General features: G+C 60.0%; 11 protein-coding genes. 4 read left to right on the top strand and 7 right to left on the bottom strand.

Translation table 11 applies throughout. From position 1 onward, the window contains the following. The first annotated feature begins 33 nt into the window (after nt 1-33). From VQ575_RS15000 to VQ575_RS14990, 3 genes are all read left to right on the top strand, one after another. Nucleotides 34-2496 (top strand): phosphoketolase family protein, encoded by a 2463-nt coding sequence (locus VQ575_RS15000; protein ID WP_459213867.1) that lies wholly within the window; start codon nt 34-36, stop codon nt 2494-2496. A gap of 67 nt (nt 2497-2563) precedes the next feature. Beyond that, nucleotides 2564-3454 carry a universal stress protein gene (locus VQ575_RS14995; protein ID WP_039589723.1) on the top strand — a complete coding sequence of 297 codons (891 nt, stop codon included), beginning with the start codon at nt 2564-2566 and terminating at the stop codon, nt 3452-3454. Between the two features lie 93 nt (nt 3455-3547). After that, the gene (locus tag VQ575_RS14990) at nt 3548-4903 is read left to right on the top strand and encodes an MBL fold metallo-hydrolase RNA specificity domain-containing protein (protein ID WP_039589724.1); all 1356 of its coding nucleotides are present in this window, start codon (nt 3548-3550) and stop codon (nt 4901-4903) included. A gap of 135 nt (nt 4904-5038) precedes the next feature. Here the strand turns inward: VQ575_RS14990 and fnr are convergent, their stop codons facing one another. The 3 genes from fnr to VQ575_RS14975 all read right to left on the bottom strand — a co-directional run bounded on the left by fnr (nt 5039) and on the right by VQ575_RS14975 (nt 8555). Then, complete coding sequence (gene fnr, locus VQ575_RS14985; RefSeq protein ID WP_045156268.1) at nt 5039-5791, bottom strand: fumarate/nitrate reduction transcriptional regulator Fnr; 753 nt, start codon at nt 5789-5791, stop codon at nt 5039-5041. A gap of 211 nt (nt 5792-6002) precedes the next feature. Beyond that, a complete protein-coding gene (ftsH, locus tag VQ575_RS14980; protein WP_325917839.1) occupies nt 6003-7826 on the bottom strand; it encodes an ATP-dependent zinc metalloprotease FtsH in 1824 nt (607 codons plus the stop codon). 81 nt (nt 7827-7907) lie between these two features. Continuing rightward, nucleotides 7908-8555, bottom strand: coding sequence for a BON domain-containing protein (locus VQ575_RS14975; RefSeq protein ID WP_039589730.1), 648 nt, complete (start codon nt 8553-8555; stop codon nt 7908-7910). A gap of 231 nt (nt 8556-8786) precedes the next feature. Between VQ575_RS14975 and VQ575_RS14970 the strand changes: the two genes are divergently transcribed. Then, nucleotides 8787-9041 carry an Lpp/OprI family alanine-zipper lipoprotein gene (locus VQ575_RS14970; RefSeq protein ID WP_039590056.1) on the top strand — a complete coding sequence of 85 codons (255 nt, stop codon included), beginning with the start codon at nt 8787-8789 and terminating at the stop codon, nt 9039-9041. A gap of 91 nt (nt 9042-9132) precedes the next feature. Here VQ575_RS14970 and VQ575_RS14965 read toward each other — a convergent pair whose 3' ends face one another. The 4 genes from VQ575_RS14965 to VQ575_RS14950 form a co-directional block, all read right to left on the bottom strand. After that, the gene (locus VQ575_RS14965) at nt 9133-11292 is read right to left on the bottom strand and encodes a methyl-accepting chemotaxis protein (protein ID WP_039589736.1); all 2160 of its coding nucleotides are present in this window, start codon (nt 11290-11292) and stop codon (nt 9133-9135) included. 380 nt (nt 11293-11672) lie between these two features. Continuing rightward, nucleotides 11673-12797 carry an ABC transporter permease gene (locus VQ575_RS14960; protein WP_039589737.1) on the bottom strand — a complete coding sequence of 375 codons (1125 nt, stop codon included), beginning with the start codon at nt 12795-12797 and terminating at the stop codon, nt 11673-11675. Between the two features lie 2 nt (nt 12798-12799). Further along, nucleotides 12800-15541, bottom strand: coding sequence for a ribosome-associated ATPase/putative transporter RbbA (gene rbbA, locus VQ575_RS14955; RefSeq protein ID WP_152668426.1), 2742 nt, complete (start codon nt 15539-15541; stop codon nt 12800-12802). Then, on the bottom strand, nt 15538-16611 hold the full coding sequence (locus VQ575_RS14950) for an HlyD family secretion protein (RefSeq protein ID WP_045156272.1): 1074 nt from the start codon (nt 16609-16611) through the stop codon (nt 15538-15540). The genes rbbA and VQ575_RS14950 overlap by 4 nt, the downstream gene beginning before the upstream one ends. Nucleotides 16612-16898 lie beyond the last annotated feature (287 nt).

The raw sequence follows: 16898 nt of genomic DNA, 5'->3' as shown, positions 1-16898 counted from the left end.
TCCGTGGTTCTGATGTAAATCAAGTCCAGATCATTGCTGCGCTTCAGAATCAACGCATGGAACGCCGTTCGGCGACGGCTCCGACGATCGACAGGAGGCGCCGTCAGTCAGCAGGAGGATGCGATGAGTGATTTTCTAAGCCCCGACCAGTTGGAAGGTCTCGATGCTTATTGGCGTGCTTCCAATTACCTGGCCGTGGGGCAGATCTACCTCAAGGACAACCCCTTGCTGCGTGAGCCGTTACAAGCCGGCCATGTGAAGCCGCGTCTGCTCGGCCATTGGGGAACCACGCCTGGATTGAACCTGATTTATGTGCACCTCAACCATCTGATCAAGACCCACGATCTGGATATGATCCTTGTCACGGGTCCCGGCCATGGCGGCCCGGCCATCGTTGCGCAGAGCTATCTGGAGGGCAGCTTCACCCAGTGCTACCCCGCGATCGAACGAAATGAAAACGGCATGCTGCGCCTGTTTCGGCAATTTTCCTGGCCGTACGGGTTGTCCAGCCATGTGTCTGCACAGATCCCCGGTTCCATTCATGAGGGGGGCGAATTGGGTTACTCGTTGGCCCATGCCTATGGGGCAGCGTTTGATAATCCTGAGTTGATCGTGACCTGTGTCATCGGCGACGGTGAGGCCGAAACCGGTACGCTGGCGGCGAGCTGGCATTCCAACAAATTCCTGAACCCCGCGCGCGATGGCGCCGTCTTGCCGATCCTTCATCTCAACGGTTTCAAGATCGCCAATCCCACGCTGCTGTCGCGGATCAGCGAGGATGAGCTTTCAGCCCTGATGTATGGCTACGGCTATGACCCTTATTTTGTCGAAGGCTATGACCCGCAAATCGTTCATCAACAGTTGGCCAGGACCCTGGACGACATGCTGCTCAAAATTCGCGAAATCCAGCGCAAGGCCCGCATGGACCCGACGGAACGTGCCGTGGAGCGTCAGCTCTGGCCAATGCTGGTGTTGCGCACACCCAAGGGCTGGACGGGCCCAAAATTGGTCGATGGCCTGCAAGTGGAGGGTACTTGTCGCGCCCACCAGGTGCCGCTGAGTCACTTGGAACAGCCGCAGCATTTGATGCAACTGCAACAGTGGCTCGAGAGCTACCGGCCACAAGAGTTATTCGATTCCAACGGCGCGTTGCAGCCTGACATTGCGGCGTTGGCGCCCACGGGCCACCGGCGCCTGGGCGCCAACCCCCATGCCAATGGCGGCTTGCTGCTCCAGCCGCTGGAGGTGCCCAGGTTCAGTGATCATGCCGTGCAGCTTCACGCACCTGGCGCGGTCGAGGCCGAAGCAACCCGGGTGCTGGGCGGCTACCTGCGCGATGTGATGAAGCACAGCCTCGAGGCGCAGAACTTCCGTCTGTTGGGGCCGGACGAAACCGCCTCCAATCGCCTTGATGCGGTGTACGAGGTCAGTAACAAGACCTGGATGGCGGCGCTGGAGGCGGGCGATACGAACCTGGCGTGCGACGGCCGGGTGATGGAAATCCTCAGCGAGCAAGTGTGCGAAGGCTGGCTGGAGGGATATTTGCTGACCGGCCGGCATGGATTGTTTTCCTGCTATGAGGCGTTCATCCATATCGTCGACTCGATGTTCAACCAGCACGCCAAATGGCTAAAGACCGCTGCCCAAATACCGTGGCGGGCACCGATCGCATCGCTCAATTACCTGCTCACTTCCCATGTCTGGCGTCAGGATCACAACGGTTTTTCCCATCAGGATCCAGGGTTCATCGATCTGGTGGCGAACAAAAGTGCCGACGTGGTGCGCATCTATTTGCCCCCCGATGCCAATTGCCTGTTGTCGGTGACCGACCATTGTCTCAAGAGCCGCAACTACATCAACGTGATCGTGGCCGGCAAGCAGCCGCAGTGGCAGTGGCTGGACATCGACTCGGCCATCCGCCATTGCATGGCCGGCATTGGCCGTTGGGCCTTCGCCTGCAAGGACGATGAAGACCCGGACGTGGTCATGGCCTGCGCCGGTGATGTGCCGACCCTCGAAACCCTGGCCGCTGTCACGCTACTGCGCCAATACGTGCCAGACCTGCGCGTACGCGTCATCAATGTGGTGGACCTGATGGTGCTGCAGCCGCCGCAACAACACGCCCATGGATTGTCGGACGCAGCGTTCGACGAGTTGTTCACCGTGGACAAGCCGGTGATCTTTGCCTTCCATGGCTATCCGTCGCTGATCCACCGGCTGGTCTACAAACGCCATAACCATGACAACTTTCATGTCCACGGTTTCATGGAGCAGGGCGCCACCACCACGCCATTCGACATGGTGGTGATCAATCAGCTCGATCGTTATCGGTTGGCCCTGGACGTCATCCAGCGAGTGCCACGGCTGCGACCGTTGGTGGACGGTGCCCGTGATCGATACTGGGAAACCATGGAAAAGCATCAGCTTTACGTCATCGAACATGGGCAGGACTTGCCCGAGGTGCAGGATTGGCGCTGGACGCCTACGCCGCCATGAGAGCCGGTAGCTACCACGGCCTTGGCGCTGCATCGTGGCGTACGGGCCTTACCCTGGGAGATCCATCATGAGCCAGTATCAACGCCTGCTGTTGATCCTCAACCCGGCACAACGGCATTCGCCCGCCCTCCATCACGCCGCCGCCCTGGCGGCTGCCAGCAAGGCGCATCTGCATGTCACGGCGCTGATCCCTTCGCTGGATATCTTGTCGGTGCTGGAGGAGGAGCCTCGTGAAGAAGCGCGGCAGACCTATTTCCAGGACCAGCGCGATTGGCTGGAAGAGGAGGCCGACAAGATGCGGCGCCGGGGCCTGCGGGTCACCACCGAAATGGCGTGGGTGGACGGCATGCGCGAGCGCATCCTGGAGCACGTCGCGCAGATCAAACCCGACTTGCTGATCAAGCAGGTCCAGCATGAGTCGCTGCTCAAGCGCGCGTTTTTCACGCCGCTGGATTGGCAGTTGCTGCGTAAATGCCCCGTCCCGTTGTATCTGGTGGGCGCTGCCGGACACGCCTTGCCGCGCAAGGTCGTCGCGGCCGTGGACCCTTCCAGTGCGTTTGCTCAGAACAACGGGCTTAACGACAGGATTATCCGTCAGGCGCTTGAACTCGCGTTGCAATGCGACGCCGAGTTGCATCTGGTGCATGCCTTTGAAGTGCCGTCGCTTTACTTGGGCGATGCGGGAGGCGGCGGCTTTTCACTGTCGCAGCTCAGCAAGGAACTGCGCAGGACTCAGGAAAAATCCTTTGCGCAATTGGCCAATCTGTTCGGCGTGCCGGCCGAGCGCAGGCAGTTTTTACTGGGACATCCAGTATCCGCGCTGAGTGAGTTTGCCCTGGAGCATGAGGTGGATGTAATCGTCATGGGCCGATCCCAGCACAGCGATCCGTTTGGGCTGCTGGGCAGCACGACAGAGCACATCCTGTATCAGGTGCAGTGCAGCGTCCTGGCGGTGTGACGTAATGGGTCCTGGCGGCGAAATGATTGACGGGAAATCAACGTCCACCTGGGCAAACAACAGCGATCCCATCGATTGTCCAGGAGCACCGCCATGCGCATGACATTTCTCGGGGCCGCGGGCACCGTTACCGGCAGCAAATACCTGCTGGAGCACGACGAACAGCGCATCCTGATCGATTGCGGGTTGTTCCAGGGCTACAAGCAGTTGCGCCTGCATAACTGGGATCCCTTCGAACTGCCGATGCGTGACCTGGATGCGATCGTGTTGACCCACGCCCATCTGGACCACAGCGGCTACTTGCCGGTCATGGTGCGCAATGGTTATCGCGGGCCTGTCTACGCCACGCCAGCGACCTGCGAGTTGGTGAAAATCCTGCTGCGCGACAGCGCCCGCTTGCAGGAAGAAGAGGCGGAATACGCCAACCGCAAGGGCTTTTCCAAGCACTCGCCGGCCTTCCCGCTGTACACCCGCGAACACGCTGAACGAGCCCTGAAACTGTTGCGCCCGATCGCCTTCGAGCATCCGGTGGAGATTGCCCGGGACGTCACGATTTTGCTGCGGCGCGCCGGGCACATCCTGGGTGCCGCTACCGTTCAAGTACAAGCCGGTGGCATGACGCTGGTGTGTTCCGGTGACCTGGGCCGGCCCGAGGATCCGGTGATGTTCGCCCCGAAGGTCATCGAGCAGGCGGATGTCCTGCTGGTGGAGTCCACTTATGGCGACCGTCGCCATCCGCACGAATCCCCCGAAGACCAATTGGCCGAGGTGATCACCCGCACCGCGTTGCGCCGTGGCATCACGCTGGTGCCCTCGTTCACCGTCGGTCGCGCTCAGTTGTTGATGTACCACCTGTATCGCCTGAAACAACGCCGGGCAATCCCGGATATCCCGATCTACCTCAACAGCCCCATGGCCATCGACGTGACCCGGTTATACCAACGCTTCGGTGACGAGCATCGGTTGTCGAAGGAGGAGTGCGAAGGCATGTGCCACATCGCCCATCCGGTGCGCTCGGTCAAGGATGCCATGGCCCTGGATCTGCAACGCACCCCGGCGGTGATCATCGCCGCCAGTGGCATGGCTACCGGAGGACGGGTACTGCATCACCTCAAGAGCCTGGCGCCCAACCCCATCAACACCTTGCTGATGCCTGGTTTCCAGGCCGGCGGAACGCGAGGCGCGAGGATCGTGGCGGGTGAGCCTTCGGTGCGTATCCATGGCAAGGATGTGCCGATCAATGCTGAAGTGGTGCCGATGCAAACGCTGTCGGCCCATGCCGATGCCGACGAGATCATGCAATGGCTGCGGGGTTTCACGACACCGCCACGGCACACCTATGTCGTGCATGGCGAGCCCAATGCGTCGGATGTCTTGCGCCACCGCATCTGCGACGAATTGGGGTGGTCGGTGTCGGTGCCGGAGTATCGCGACAGCGTGGAGCTCTGAACGACTGCCTTCGCGAGCAGGCTCGCTCCCGCGGCGGATTTTTCTAGGGGCGCCGGGGCTCGAACGTTGCCCCTTGATATCGACCTGTGCGTTTTGGGGAAATTGATAGAAACCGGAGGTCATGCAGCGCAGGCACTAAAGCTCGGCATGACGATGGCAACCGGCGACTTTGTGCTTGAGACCAGGCAAGTCCATGATTGTGACATTGCGCCCATGCACGTCCACCAGCTCTTCCTGGCGCAGGTGGGCGATGCACCGACAGATGGTTTCCAGGCGCAGGCCCAGGTAGGAGCCGATGGCTTCGCGGCTCATGCGCAGGACAAATTCCCGGGAGGAATAGCCGCGTGTGTTGAGCCGTTGCGACAGGTTCAGCAGGAACGCCGCCAGCCGCTCATCGGCGTTCATGTTGCCAAGCATCAACAGCATGCTGTGATCGCGCACGATTTCCTGGCTCAAGAGCTTGTTCAGGTTGTGCTGCAACGAGGGTAGATCGTGGGCGAGTTTTTCCAGGAGATTGAAATGCAGCGGGCAGACTTCGCTGTCCTCCAGCGCGATCGCGTTGCAGGCATAGTGATCGGTGCTGATAGCGTCGAGGCCGAGCATTTCGCCTTGCATCTGGAAACCGGTAACTTGTTCGCGGCCGTCCACTGAAAGGACGCTGGTCTTGAAGAAACCCAATCTCACGGCATACAACGAGCGCAGTGGGTCGCCGGTGCGATACAGCGCGGCGCCTTTCTTGACCTTCACCCGCTGGGCGATCAGGGTGTCGAGGCGTTCGACTTCGCCGCCGGTCAGGCCGATGGGCAGGCACAGCTCAAGCACGCTGCAGTTCGAGCAAGCGGTCTTGAGGGCATGCACCTGCAGAAGTCGCGGTTCAAGCTCGGCCATGGGGCAAATTCCTTTATTTGAAGCAAGCATAGAAGAACAACTCAGCTATGCCTGTTTTTTGTCGCCTAAAGCCATACCGGCTATCGATAGACGCAGATTGAGGCTCAGATGATGGGTTGCAAACCTGGAGTATGCTGCTTGCTAGATGACGCTTTTGCATCGTAGGTGGGCTTATAAAGGCGCTGTGACAGGTCGATAACGGCCAGAGGCGTCAAACCCGTCGCAAAGCCAGTACGGCGCGTTTAATCGGTAGGAGCGGGGCAAACTCTTCGGGCGTCAGGGTTTCCTTTTCCACCAGCAGACGGGCCCCGGCGTCGAGGTCTTCCCGATGGCGTTCCAGCAGTGTCCTGGCGCGTTGATAGGCTTCAGCGAGCAAGGCGCGAATGCCCAGGTCGACTTCCCTGGCGGTTTGTTCCGAATAGTCCTTGTCTCCGATGTCCATGCGTTCACCCAGGTAGCTCGCATTCCTGCGTTCCAGCACCGCCAGGCCAAGCTCTTCGCTCATGCCAAAGCGGGTGATCAACTGGCGGGCGATATCCGTGGCATGGGCCAGGTCATCGGCCGCCCCGGTCGAGACCTGGCCATAGGCCAGGCATTCGGCGGCACGTCCCGCCATCAGGACGACCATGCGGTCCTTGAGCATCTGGCAACTGACGAGAAAATGATCTTCTGTGGGTCGCTGCAGGGTATAGCCCAGCGAGCCAATGGCACGCGGCACGATCGAGACCTTATGGACCGGGTCCATGTCCGGCAGGTTGCTGGCCGCCAACGCATGCCCCATTTCGTGATAGGCCACCACTTGGCGTTCATCGGGGTGCAGCAGGCTACTCTTGCGTTCGATCCCGGCCACGATGCGTTCCACCGCCGCCGTGAAGTCGTCGAGGCTGACCGTTTCGGCACCGCGTCGAGTGGCGATGATGGCGGCCTCGTTGACCAGGTTGGCCAGGTCAGCGCCAGTAAAACCCGTGGTGATGTCGGCGATACGCTCGCTATCGAGGTCCTGGCCGGTGACGATTTTCTGCAGATGAACCTTGAGGATCGCTTGCCGGCCTTTACGGTCGGGGCGATCGATCAGGATCTGTCGATCGATTCGGCCGGCTCGCAATAGTGCGGGATCCAATACCTCGGGGCGGTTGGTCGCCGCGAGCAGCACGACCCCTTCACGCGGGTCGAACCCATCCAGTTCTGCCAGCAGCTGGTTGAGGGTTTGCTCTTTTTCGTCATTGCCGCCCAGGACGCCAACGCCGCGCATTTTGCCCAGCGCATCGAGCTCATCGATAAAAATGATGCAAGGCGCGGCTTGTCGGGCCTGTTCGAACAAGTCATGCACGCGAGCGGCGCCGACACCGACGAACATCTCGACGAATTCCGACCCCGATATGGAGAAGAAGGGCACGCCGGCCTCGCCAGCGATAGCTTTGGCGACCAGGGTCTTGCCGGTGCCAGGCGGACCGACCAGCAATGTACCTTTGGGAATGTGCGCCCCCAAGCGTGCGTATTTCGCCTTGTCCTTGAGGAAAGATACGATCTCCACCAGCTCGACCTTGGCTTCGTCGATGCCGGCGACGTCGGCAAAGGTCACGCCGGTATCGCGCTCGACGAACACTTTGGCGCGGGACTTGCCGATATTCATCAGCCCACCCATGCCCTGTTTCTCCGCCAGCCCGCGAAACAGGAAGTGCCAGATCACCATGATCAGCACGAAGGGCAGCAACCAGCCCAGCAGACCGCTTAGAAAGGTGTTCTCGTTGACGCCTGTAAACGCAACGCCGGAAGAGGCGAGATCTGCCGCCAGCGTGGGATCGACCCGCACGGTCGAGAACAATTCATGCCCTTCGATGGGGGCCTGTAATCTGCCGCTGATCCGGTCTTTTTCTACGTGCAAATCGCTGACCTTGCGTTCGTTTAGTAGCTGCAAAAACTGGCTGTACCCAATGACCTGCACAGGGCGCTCCAAAAACAGATGTTGCATCACGCCGAACACGACCAGTGCGACCAGGAAGTAAGACAGGTTCCATTGATGGCTTTTTCTCATGAGCTAGACTCAGTGACGCTTCGCAGGTGCCGGCAGAGACAGCGATTGCCGCGAAGCACAGGGCTGCCCGGGGGGCTCGGTTCAGGCCAGTAATAAATGATCGTTCACCTCCCGAACTCCAGGCACAGACCAGGCGGCGCGTTCGGCCAATCGACGCTGGCTCCATAAATGGACCTTCCCGTCGAGCCTTACCACATCGCCGTCGACCTTGACGTGAATCTGTTTTGCATCCAGTTCGGCACTGCGCTTGAGCGCTTCCTCGATACGACGCTGGATATCGCCGACGTCTGCCCGAGGACGGAGGGTGAGCCTGTTCTTCACGCCGACCACGCCTGATAACTTGAATACTGCCCGTTCAGCGGCCTCCCTCTGATACTGCCAATCCACTTCGCCCTCCAGAGCGACCCAACCGTTTTCCACGACCACCTTGATATCGCCCTCGGGGAGGTCGGAACTCCAGTTGAGAATGTTCAATACACGATTGGCAATGACGTCATCTGCCGTGCCGGCCCCTTTGTCCAGCCGGACTTGGATTTCCTCTGCCACGGCGCGTACCCCTTTGACGCTCTTGACGATCTTTTCAGCGCTGATTTTCTGAGCAAAGCTGCTGACATGTCCGGAAAGGGTCACAACGCCGTTGTCCACGGCCACGCCAATATTTGCAGCGTTGATATCAGGCTGGAATTCAAGTGCTTCAAGAACGGTATTTCGCAGGCTCAAATCACTCATTTCAGGATCCTCCATGAGGTGGCGAAAATGCGGGCCGCGACTGCCCGGTGTGGTTTTTTCTACGCTTGAGCGCCGCAACGACATTGAGCTAAATCAGAAAGACCGAAGTGAGCCTCGGGAACGGTGACTTTTCTGGCCCTTGGTTTGATAAGGATCAGGGTCAGCGAGCGATGGCGCTCGATAGTGGGGCAACGGGAGAACTTTCTGCTTCCGACGACCGAGGACAGCAGCATGAACAAATATTTGCCCATCGCTTTGTTGGGAATAGTCCTGGCGCTGAGCGCCGGTTGCAGCCACAGGCTCGCTCAGGAACTCGATGCGCGATTGGAGTCGGCAGAGAATAACGCCGCAAGCGCTCGGCTCAGGGCCGACGAGGCCTATATCAAGGCAGACAAGGCTGAAGCAATTGCCAACCAGACCCAACGTACCGCCGAAGAGGCGACGATCCGCATCGGCGGGATGAACGAAAAAATGCCTCGTAAATGATTGGACTGCTTGATTTTGGGTGCCACAGACCGGCGTCGATGGCATCCAATATCTTGTCCCCGGGGACTAGCACTTAGTGTTGCGCTGCGGGTTACCGTTTGACCTTGAACCTGCCCAATTCACGCTGCATGAGCGCGGCCCGTTCCGAAAGATCCTTGGCCGCCACCGCGCATTCCAGCGAGTTGGATTGGTTCTTTTGGGTGACTTCATCGATTTGCTCAAGCCCGATGCTCGCTTGCTGCAATCCGGAGGCCTGTTCGCTGGAGGCCTGGTAGATCAGCGACACCAGGCTGGAAACCGCGCCGGTTCCATTGACGATATTTTTCAACGATTCGGCGGTGCGGCTCGCGATGACCATGCCGCGTTGCGTCTTGCTTGAAGAGTCGGCAATCAGCGCGGCCGTTTGTTGGGCGGCCTCGGCGCTGCGCGCTGCCAGGCTGCGGACTTCGTCGGCCACGACGGCAAACCCCCGTCCCAGCTCACCCGCCCGAGCGGCCTCGATGGCTGCGTTCAAGGCCAGCAAATTAGTTTGCGCGGCGATGTTGTCGATGGTCGTGATGATCGCCGTGATGTCTTTACCTGAGTCGTCGATTTCCGCCATGGCGGCGATCAATTCACCCATCAATTGATCGCTTTCTCCCGCGTCGGCCCGTGATGCCTGGGATTGCTCATCCGCTTTCTTGGCGTTGGCGGCGTTGTCCCGAGTCTGGGCGGCCATCTGGGTCATGACTGCGCTGATTTCGGTAATGGACGATGCGGAGTTAGCAGCGCCCTCGGACAACGACTGGCTCAGATCGGTGACCTGTCCTGAACTGCCGGTGATCTGGGTCGCGCTGGACTGAACCTGTGAAATCAATTGATTGAGATTGCTGACCATCTTCTCCAGCGATTTGCCCAAGGTGTCGTGAGGCGAGGACAAGCGAACCTCCAGGTCCAGGTCGCCTTCGGAAATGCGCTCGGCGACCCGCACTTGCCTTTGCAGGCTCTCGGACATGTCGTTCAACGCTGCGGACAACTGCCCGACTTCATCTTCGGTTTTCTGCACCAGGCGCCGGGAGAAGTCCCCAAGGCTGATGTTGGCGGCCAAGGCAGCGGCTTCGCGGATGGGGCCGACGATTTTCGCAGCGGCAAACCACAATGCGACCAAGGCCAGCAGCGAGATCCCCAAGCCGACAGAGACCTGCCAGATGCTGTTGTTGATGCTGCGTGTCTGCAGTTCTTGCTCCAGGGCAATGGCCTGGCTCATGACCACCGCCTTGGGCAGGCGGATCAGGACCGCCCACGGTTTACCGGTGCGGCCCAGTTCAATGGGCATCAACACCTCGATCTGCTGGGTGTGCGCGTTCAGCAGGCCATTACCGCGACCGCTCTGGATGGCGCTCAACACCGTTTCCCAAGACTCAGGCAACAACGCCTTGATGGGTTGGCCAATCAAGTCGGTGCGTTGACTGTCTGCCACCACCAGACCCTGGTTACTGAGGATCGATACCGAACCCTTGCCGCCATAAAGCTCAGCGGACATTTGCTCGCTGAGTTTCTGGATAAAGGCGATGTCGAAGTCGGCCCCGACCACGCCGTGGAATTTGCCGTTTGAAACAATCGGCACCGACAGGGTGGTCAGCCAGACATTTTTTCCCTGGACCACGTACGGAATGGGGTCAAGCACGCTTTCTTTCAGGGTGTCGCGGGGACCGCTGTACCAACCGCCCTTAGGCACGCCGTTGGGATGGCGGTCCAAGGAGTCATATTCAACCAGCGGCTGCACCGCGATGTGGCCGCCTGCGCTGCGCGTCCAATAAGGTGTAAACCGGCCGGTCTCCGGATTGCTCCCATCCTGGGCCGTGCGAAACGCAAGGTCCTGGCCGTCCAATGCGTCCGGTTCCCAGCAGGAATAGGTGCCATTGAAGTCAGGGTTATCCTTGAGCACCCCGAGCAATACGGCGTTGATCTGCTCCCGGCCCATCACTAGAGGGCTTTGTGAGGTTTTGCTCGCGGCAAACGCGTTGGCCATGGTCCGCGCCGCATCCAGGGCATTCTGCAATTTGGCCTGGATGGCGTTGGCCCGGGATTCCGCCAGGTTCTGGATCTCCCGGATAGTCGAACGCTCGACCAAGGCCGAGACCTCGGTCGCGACGTATTGCTCGTTAGACCTGGCGGAGAATAGCCCGTAGAGCACCAGGCTCAGTGATGAAACAAACAGGCAGATGCCCGCCGTCATGCAGATTCTGATTTGCAGCGATTTGAGTTTCATAAAGCCTCCCAGCCCAATCGTTGGGTGTGCCGAGATCGCGGCAACAACCCTTATGTTTTGCACGGTCCGGCCAATAACGTTGGCTTGGTTGGCAACCGACATGTCCAGGTAGATGGCTCAACTGGCGCATGTAGCGACGTTACTTCTTGGCTCTGGCGGGAGGTCCTTTCCACAGTTTTTTGATGTTGATTCGAGCGTGCAGGAGCGACCCGGTGAGTGTCGGGGCCTCTTATGAATAGGTGGATCAGGCACGTTGGGCGGGATTATTGATGGCACAAAGGCATCAATAAATTGTACTTTGGTACATTTTTTGTACAGGTTCTAGCGGCACTGGCCGCTGCCGCTGTAGGCCGAGGCTGGAAGAAGGGCTCTGGCCGAGCTCAGGCCATTTGCGTTATCGCACGGCGAAACCGAAATAGCGCCGCGAAGAAAAACAGTGCACCGATAGCTGCAATTGCCAGGAACTGCGGCCAGACAATTGCCAAGCCCGCGCCGCGATACAGAATGCCCTGGGCGAAGCTCACAAAGTGCGTGGTTGGAGCGGCCAGCATCAGGTTTTGCACCAGCTCCGGCATGCTTTCACGAGGGGTCGCCCCTCCGGAAAGCAATTGCAGTGGAATCAGGATCAGGATGCTCAGCAGCCCGAGTTGCGGCATTGAGCGCGCCACCGTGCCCAAGTAGATGCCGATGGAGGTGGTCGCGAACAGATGCAATGCGGTTCCCAGCAGGAACAACCCGATCGAGCCATTGATGGGTACTTCCAGCCAGCCTTGAACGACCACCCACACGGCGAAGGCAGTGGCCACCAGCACCACCAGTCCCATGGACCAGACCTTGGCGGTCATGATTTCAAACGCGCGCAGCGGCATCACCAGCAGATGTTCAATGGTGCCGTGTTCACGCTCTCGAATCAGTGCGGCGCCGGTGAGGATGATCGACACCATGGTGACGTAATCGATCAGTTCCATCACGGAGGTAAACCAGGCCTGGGTCAGGTTGGGATTGAACTGCATGCGCATGGCCAAGCCCACCGGGGTGGCCGGCGTATTGCGCGCACCACGGACAAATTCGGCCACTTCAGTGGCAACGATGGCCTGGATATAACCTGCGCCGGTAAACGCCTGGCCGATCTGGGTGGCGTCGACATTGAGCTGCAGGCTGGGGCGTCTTCCAGCGAGGACGTCGCGCTGGAAGTCGGGCGCAATGTTGAGGGCGAAGGTGTAGCGACCGCTGTCCATGCCGGCATCGACTTGCCGGTTGCTGATTTTCGCGGCAGGCAAGAAGTAGGGCGGCTGAAAAGCCGTATTCAACCGTTCGGACAGTTGCGAATGATCTTCATCGACGATGGCCAGCGGTGCATGGTGCAAGGTCTCCGGTATCCCGGAGGCTGCGGAGTAGATACCGAACGAGAACGCCCATATGATCAGGATCAGCATCGCTCGGTCATGGTACAGGCTGCGAAATTCCTTGATGCCCAGGCGCAGGATGTTCATGAGACTGTGCATGGCTAACGCTCCTGTTTACGTAGGCAGAGCACGCTCAGGCCAATCAGGATTGGCACCGTCACCAGCAGTTGCAAGAAATAGGGTGCCAGCGCCTGCAAATCCAAGGCCTTGGAGAAGATCCCTCGGCTGATGGTGAGGAACTGTGCGGTGGGGTAGACCATGCCGACCATCGCGCCGAAGCCTTCGAGCGACGACACCGGGTTGATCAAGCCGGAAAACTGTATAGCCGGCAGCAAAGTTGCGATGGCGGTGCCGAACACGGCCGCTATCTGGCTGTTCATGAACGTCGACATCCACAGGCCCAACCCCGTGGAGGTGCCGATGTACAGCAACGCGCCCAGGCTCAACACCCACAGACTCCCCTTGAGTGGCACGGCGAACACCCAGACGGCCAAAGCGCACATCAGGAAAAAGTTGAACATGCCCATGGCCACGTAGGGCAGCTGTTTGCCCAGCAGGAATTCCAGGCGTGTCACCGGCGTGACATACAGATTGATGATCGAGCCCATCTCTTTTTCCCGCACGACACCCAACGCGGTGAGCATCGCCGGAATCATCATCAACAGCAGCGGAATAATGGCTGGGACCATCGCCTGCAAGCTTTCCACGTCCGGGTTGTAGCGGTAACGCACCTCTACGTTGGCCAGCGCGGTCCCGCCATACCCGAGCTCCGCCAGATAGCCGTTGTGCAGGCCATTCACGTAACCCTCTATGGTGCGCGCGCGCATGGGCATCGCGCCGTCCACCCAGGCGGCCACTGTCGGCTGGGCCCCCCGCTTGAGGTCACGCCCGAAGTTGGGGGGGATTTCCAGCGCCAGGGCGATCGCCCCGCTTTTCAAGCGGGTCTCCAGATCGGCGTAATCCTGCAGCCCAGGCTGTTCGATGAAGTAGCGCGAACCGGAGAAACTGCGGATGTAGGCCTGGCTGGTGGTGGTCTGGTCGCGGTCCAGCACCGCGTAAGACAGGTCTTCGACGTCCAGGCTGATGCCGTAACCCATGATGAACATCAGCAATACCGTGCCCAGCGCGGCCAATGTGAGACGAATCGGGTCACGGCGAATTTCCATGGTTTCGCGCCGGGCGTAGCTGAACATGCGTAGGCTGCTGAACCCGCTGCGGCGGCGCGTGGAGACAATGGCCGAGGGAGCGTCGACGCTGGGCACGTCGCCCGTTTGCCCGCGTGGCGCCGCGGTCGCCGTGCTGCTGGCGGCTTGTTCCAGATAAGCGACAAAGGTTTGCTCCAAGCTACTTAACCCGCGATCGATGACCAACTGTTCGGGCGCGCCGCTGACCAGCACTCGCCCGGCATGCATGAAGGAGATCCGGTCGCAGCGCTGCGCTTCGTTCATGAAATGCGTGGAAATGAAGATGGTCACGCCGTCATTGCGCGACAGGTCGAGCAAGTGTTGCCAGAAAGCGTCCCGCGCAATCGGGTCTACGCCAGAGGTGGGTTCATCGAGAATCAGCACATCGGGTTTGTGGATCAGCGCGACGGCGAGCGACAGGCGCTGGCGGATACCCAGCGGCAGACGATCGGGCAGGGCGTCAAGGTCTTGCTTGAGACCAAAACGCTCGACGGCCTCGGCGACGCGGCTGCCAACTTCGTCCGCAGGCACATGAAACAACTGCGCATGCAGCACCAGGTTCTGCCGAACCGTCAACTCAGAGTAGAGCGAAAAGCCCTGGGACATGTAGCCGACACGCTGGCGAGTCTTGAGGTCTTTCGGGTCGATCGGCTTGCCAAACAGCCACGCCTGTCCCGAAGTGGCCGCAAGCAAACCGGTCAGCATTTTCATGGTGGTGGATTTGCCGCAACCATTGGAGCCCAGGAAACCAAAGATCTCCCCACGCTCAATGCGGAAACTGGCACTGTCCACGGCGGTGAAAGCGCCGAAGCGACAGGTCAATTCGCGGGCTTCGATGGCGATCACCGACTCTCCAGCGGGTTGGACGCGGGGCGCGATCACCAGCGGTTTATGGCCACGTCGACGACTGTGCGGCAGCAGGGCGATAAAAGCCGCTTCCAGATTCTGGCATTCAGTTTGTTGGCGGATCTGTGCGGGTGAACCGCTGGCCAGAACCTTGCCCGCGTCCATCATCAGCAAATGCTCGAAGCGCTCAGCCTCTTCCATGTAGGCCGTGGCCACCAAGACACGCATTTGGGGGCGGTGTGCGCGCAGCCCGGCGATCAGTTCCCAGAACTGGTTCCGGGCCAGGGGGTCGACGCCAGTGGTGGGCTCGTCAAGGATCAGCAGGTCGGGATCGTGGATCAGCGCGCAGCAGAGCCCCAGTTTCTGTTTCATCCCACCGGATAATTTACCTGCGGGGCGGTCGGCGAAGGGCGTCAGCCCGGTACTGGCCAACAAGGCATCGATGCGTTGCCGACGCTCACGCCGGCCTTGTCCGAACAGGCGGGCGAAAAAATCCAGGTTCTCGAATACCGAGAGTGTCGGGTAAAGGTTCTTGCCCAGGCCTTGGGGCATGTAGGCGATGCGTGGACACAAGGTTTGTCGATGACGAACGTTGGCCATATCACCGTCCAGTACGGTGAGGTGCCCCTGCTGCAGGGCTCGCGCGCCCGCGATCAGCCCCAATAGGCTGGATTTTCCGACGCCGTCCGGACCGATAAGCCCGACGATGCCGGTGGCGGGAATGTCCAGGGTAATGCTGTCCAGGGCGAGGGTGCTGCCGTACCGCAAGCTTATATCCTGCAGGCGTGCCACCCAAGCGACCTCGCCCATCATTGCGGCACCTTGAGTTCAAGTTCGGCTGGCCATTGGGCTTGAGGGTTGAGCCGAACATGGGCTACGCCCGGCACGCCGGTTTTCACCTGGCTGAGGTGCTTGCGCAGCAGTCCAGGGTCTATTCGCGCCTTGATACGGAACATCAGCTTTTCCCGTTCATTGGCCGTCTCAACCGTTTTGGGCGTGAACTGCGCGACGCTGGCCACGTAGCTGATATTGGCGGGAATCACATATTGCGGGGCGGCATCGATGATCACACGCGCCTCGCTGCCGATGGCGACTCGGCCGGCCTGGTCGGTGGGCAGGAAGAACGTCAGGTACACATCGCTCAGGTCCACCAGGTTCAAGACTTTGCCCCCGGCGGGAATCACCTCGCCTTCTTCGGCGATGCGGTACTGCACGCGTCCATCCCGAGGCGCCTTGAGCTCGGTGTCGGCCAAGTCGGCCTGCAAGCGTTGCTCGGTCGCTGCTGCCGCCTCGATGCTGGCCTGGGCCTCTTCCACTTGTGACTTGGCGGCCTCGATACCGGCCTGGGCGGTCAATACCTGCGAATTGGCAGCGGCCAGCGCCGCATGGCCGCTGTCCAGCAGCGCGCGATCGTCGTCCAGTTGTTGCCTGGCCAGGGCGTTGCGTCCCACCAGAATCTCGGTGCGGGCAAAGCGTTTCTGCGTGGCAATCAGTTCAGCCTGGCGCTGGGCAACCACTGCCCGTGCGGTGATCTTTTCGCTTTCCCGTTGAGCCACGAGCGCCGCCGCCGTTAATTTCGCGGTACGGGCCCGCTGCAACTGGGCCTGGGCCTGGCGTATTTCGGCCCGCAGCGCCTGGGTATCCATGCGCGCCAGCACCTGGCCGGCGCTGACCTGCTCGCCTTCGGCCACCAGAATGGTATCGATGCGTCCGGCCAGTTTGCTCGCCACATCCACTTCAGTGGCCTCGATCCGTCCATTGCCGCTGGCGAAGTCAGGATTCACGGGGGCAGGTTTCAACACATACCAGGCGCCAAGCACACCCAGCACAACCAAGCTCCCCAGAGCCCCTCGCTTGAGCCATCTACCGGTTACGTCGTTCATCCCTGCCTCTCAGCTTTCAGCGAAGGTTTGGCGCTGGGGGATGATAGGGCTGGAACCAGGGGCGCTTTGTTGATCTGCGTTAAAGATTTGCCTGTTAAATGCCGAAATCAAAGTAGCGGGAGAAGGGAAAAAGCGAGTCTCATCTCCCGCTGTGACCTTGCAGGCGTCCAGTCGGCCGAAATCGTCCATGGCGCGCGCGAAGCGGACATGCCGAGACTATGCTCACTGCGATTGCAGGCGATGTATGGACTTCAAGTATTGGCTACCAAGGGAAGGAGCGCTATGTG

The organism is Pseudomonas frederiksbergensis, assembly GCF_035751725.1.
Classification (GTDB): Bacteria; Pseudomonadota; Gammaproteobacteria; order Pseudomonadales; family Pseudomonadaceae; genus Aquipseudomonas; species Aquipseudomonas frederiksbergensis_A.
This window is presented reverse-complemented; position numbering and strand designations above follow the sequence as displayed.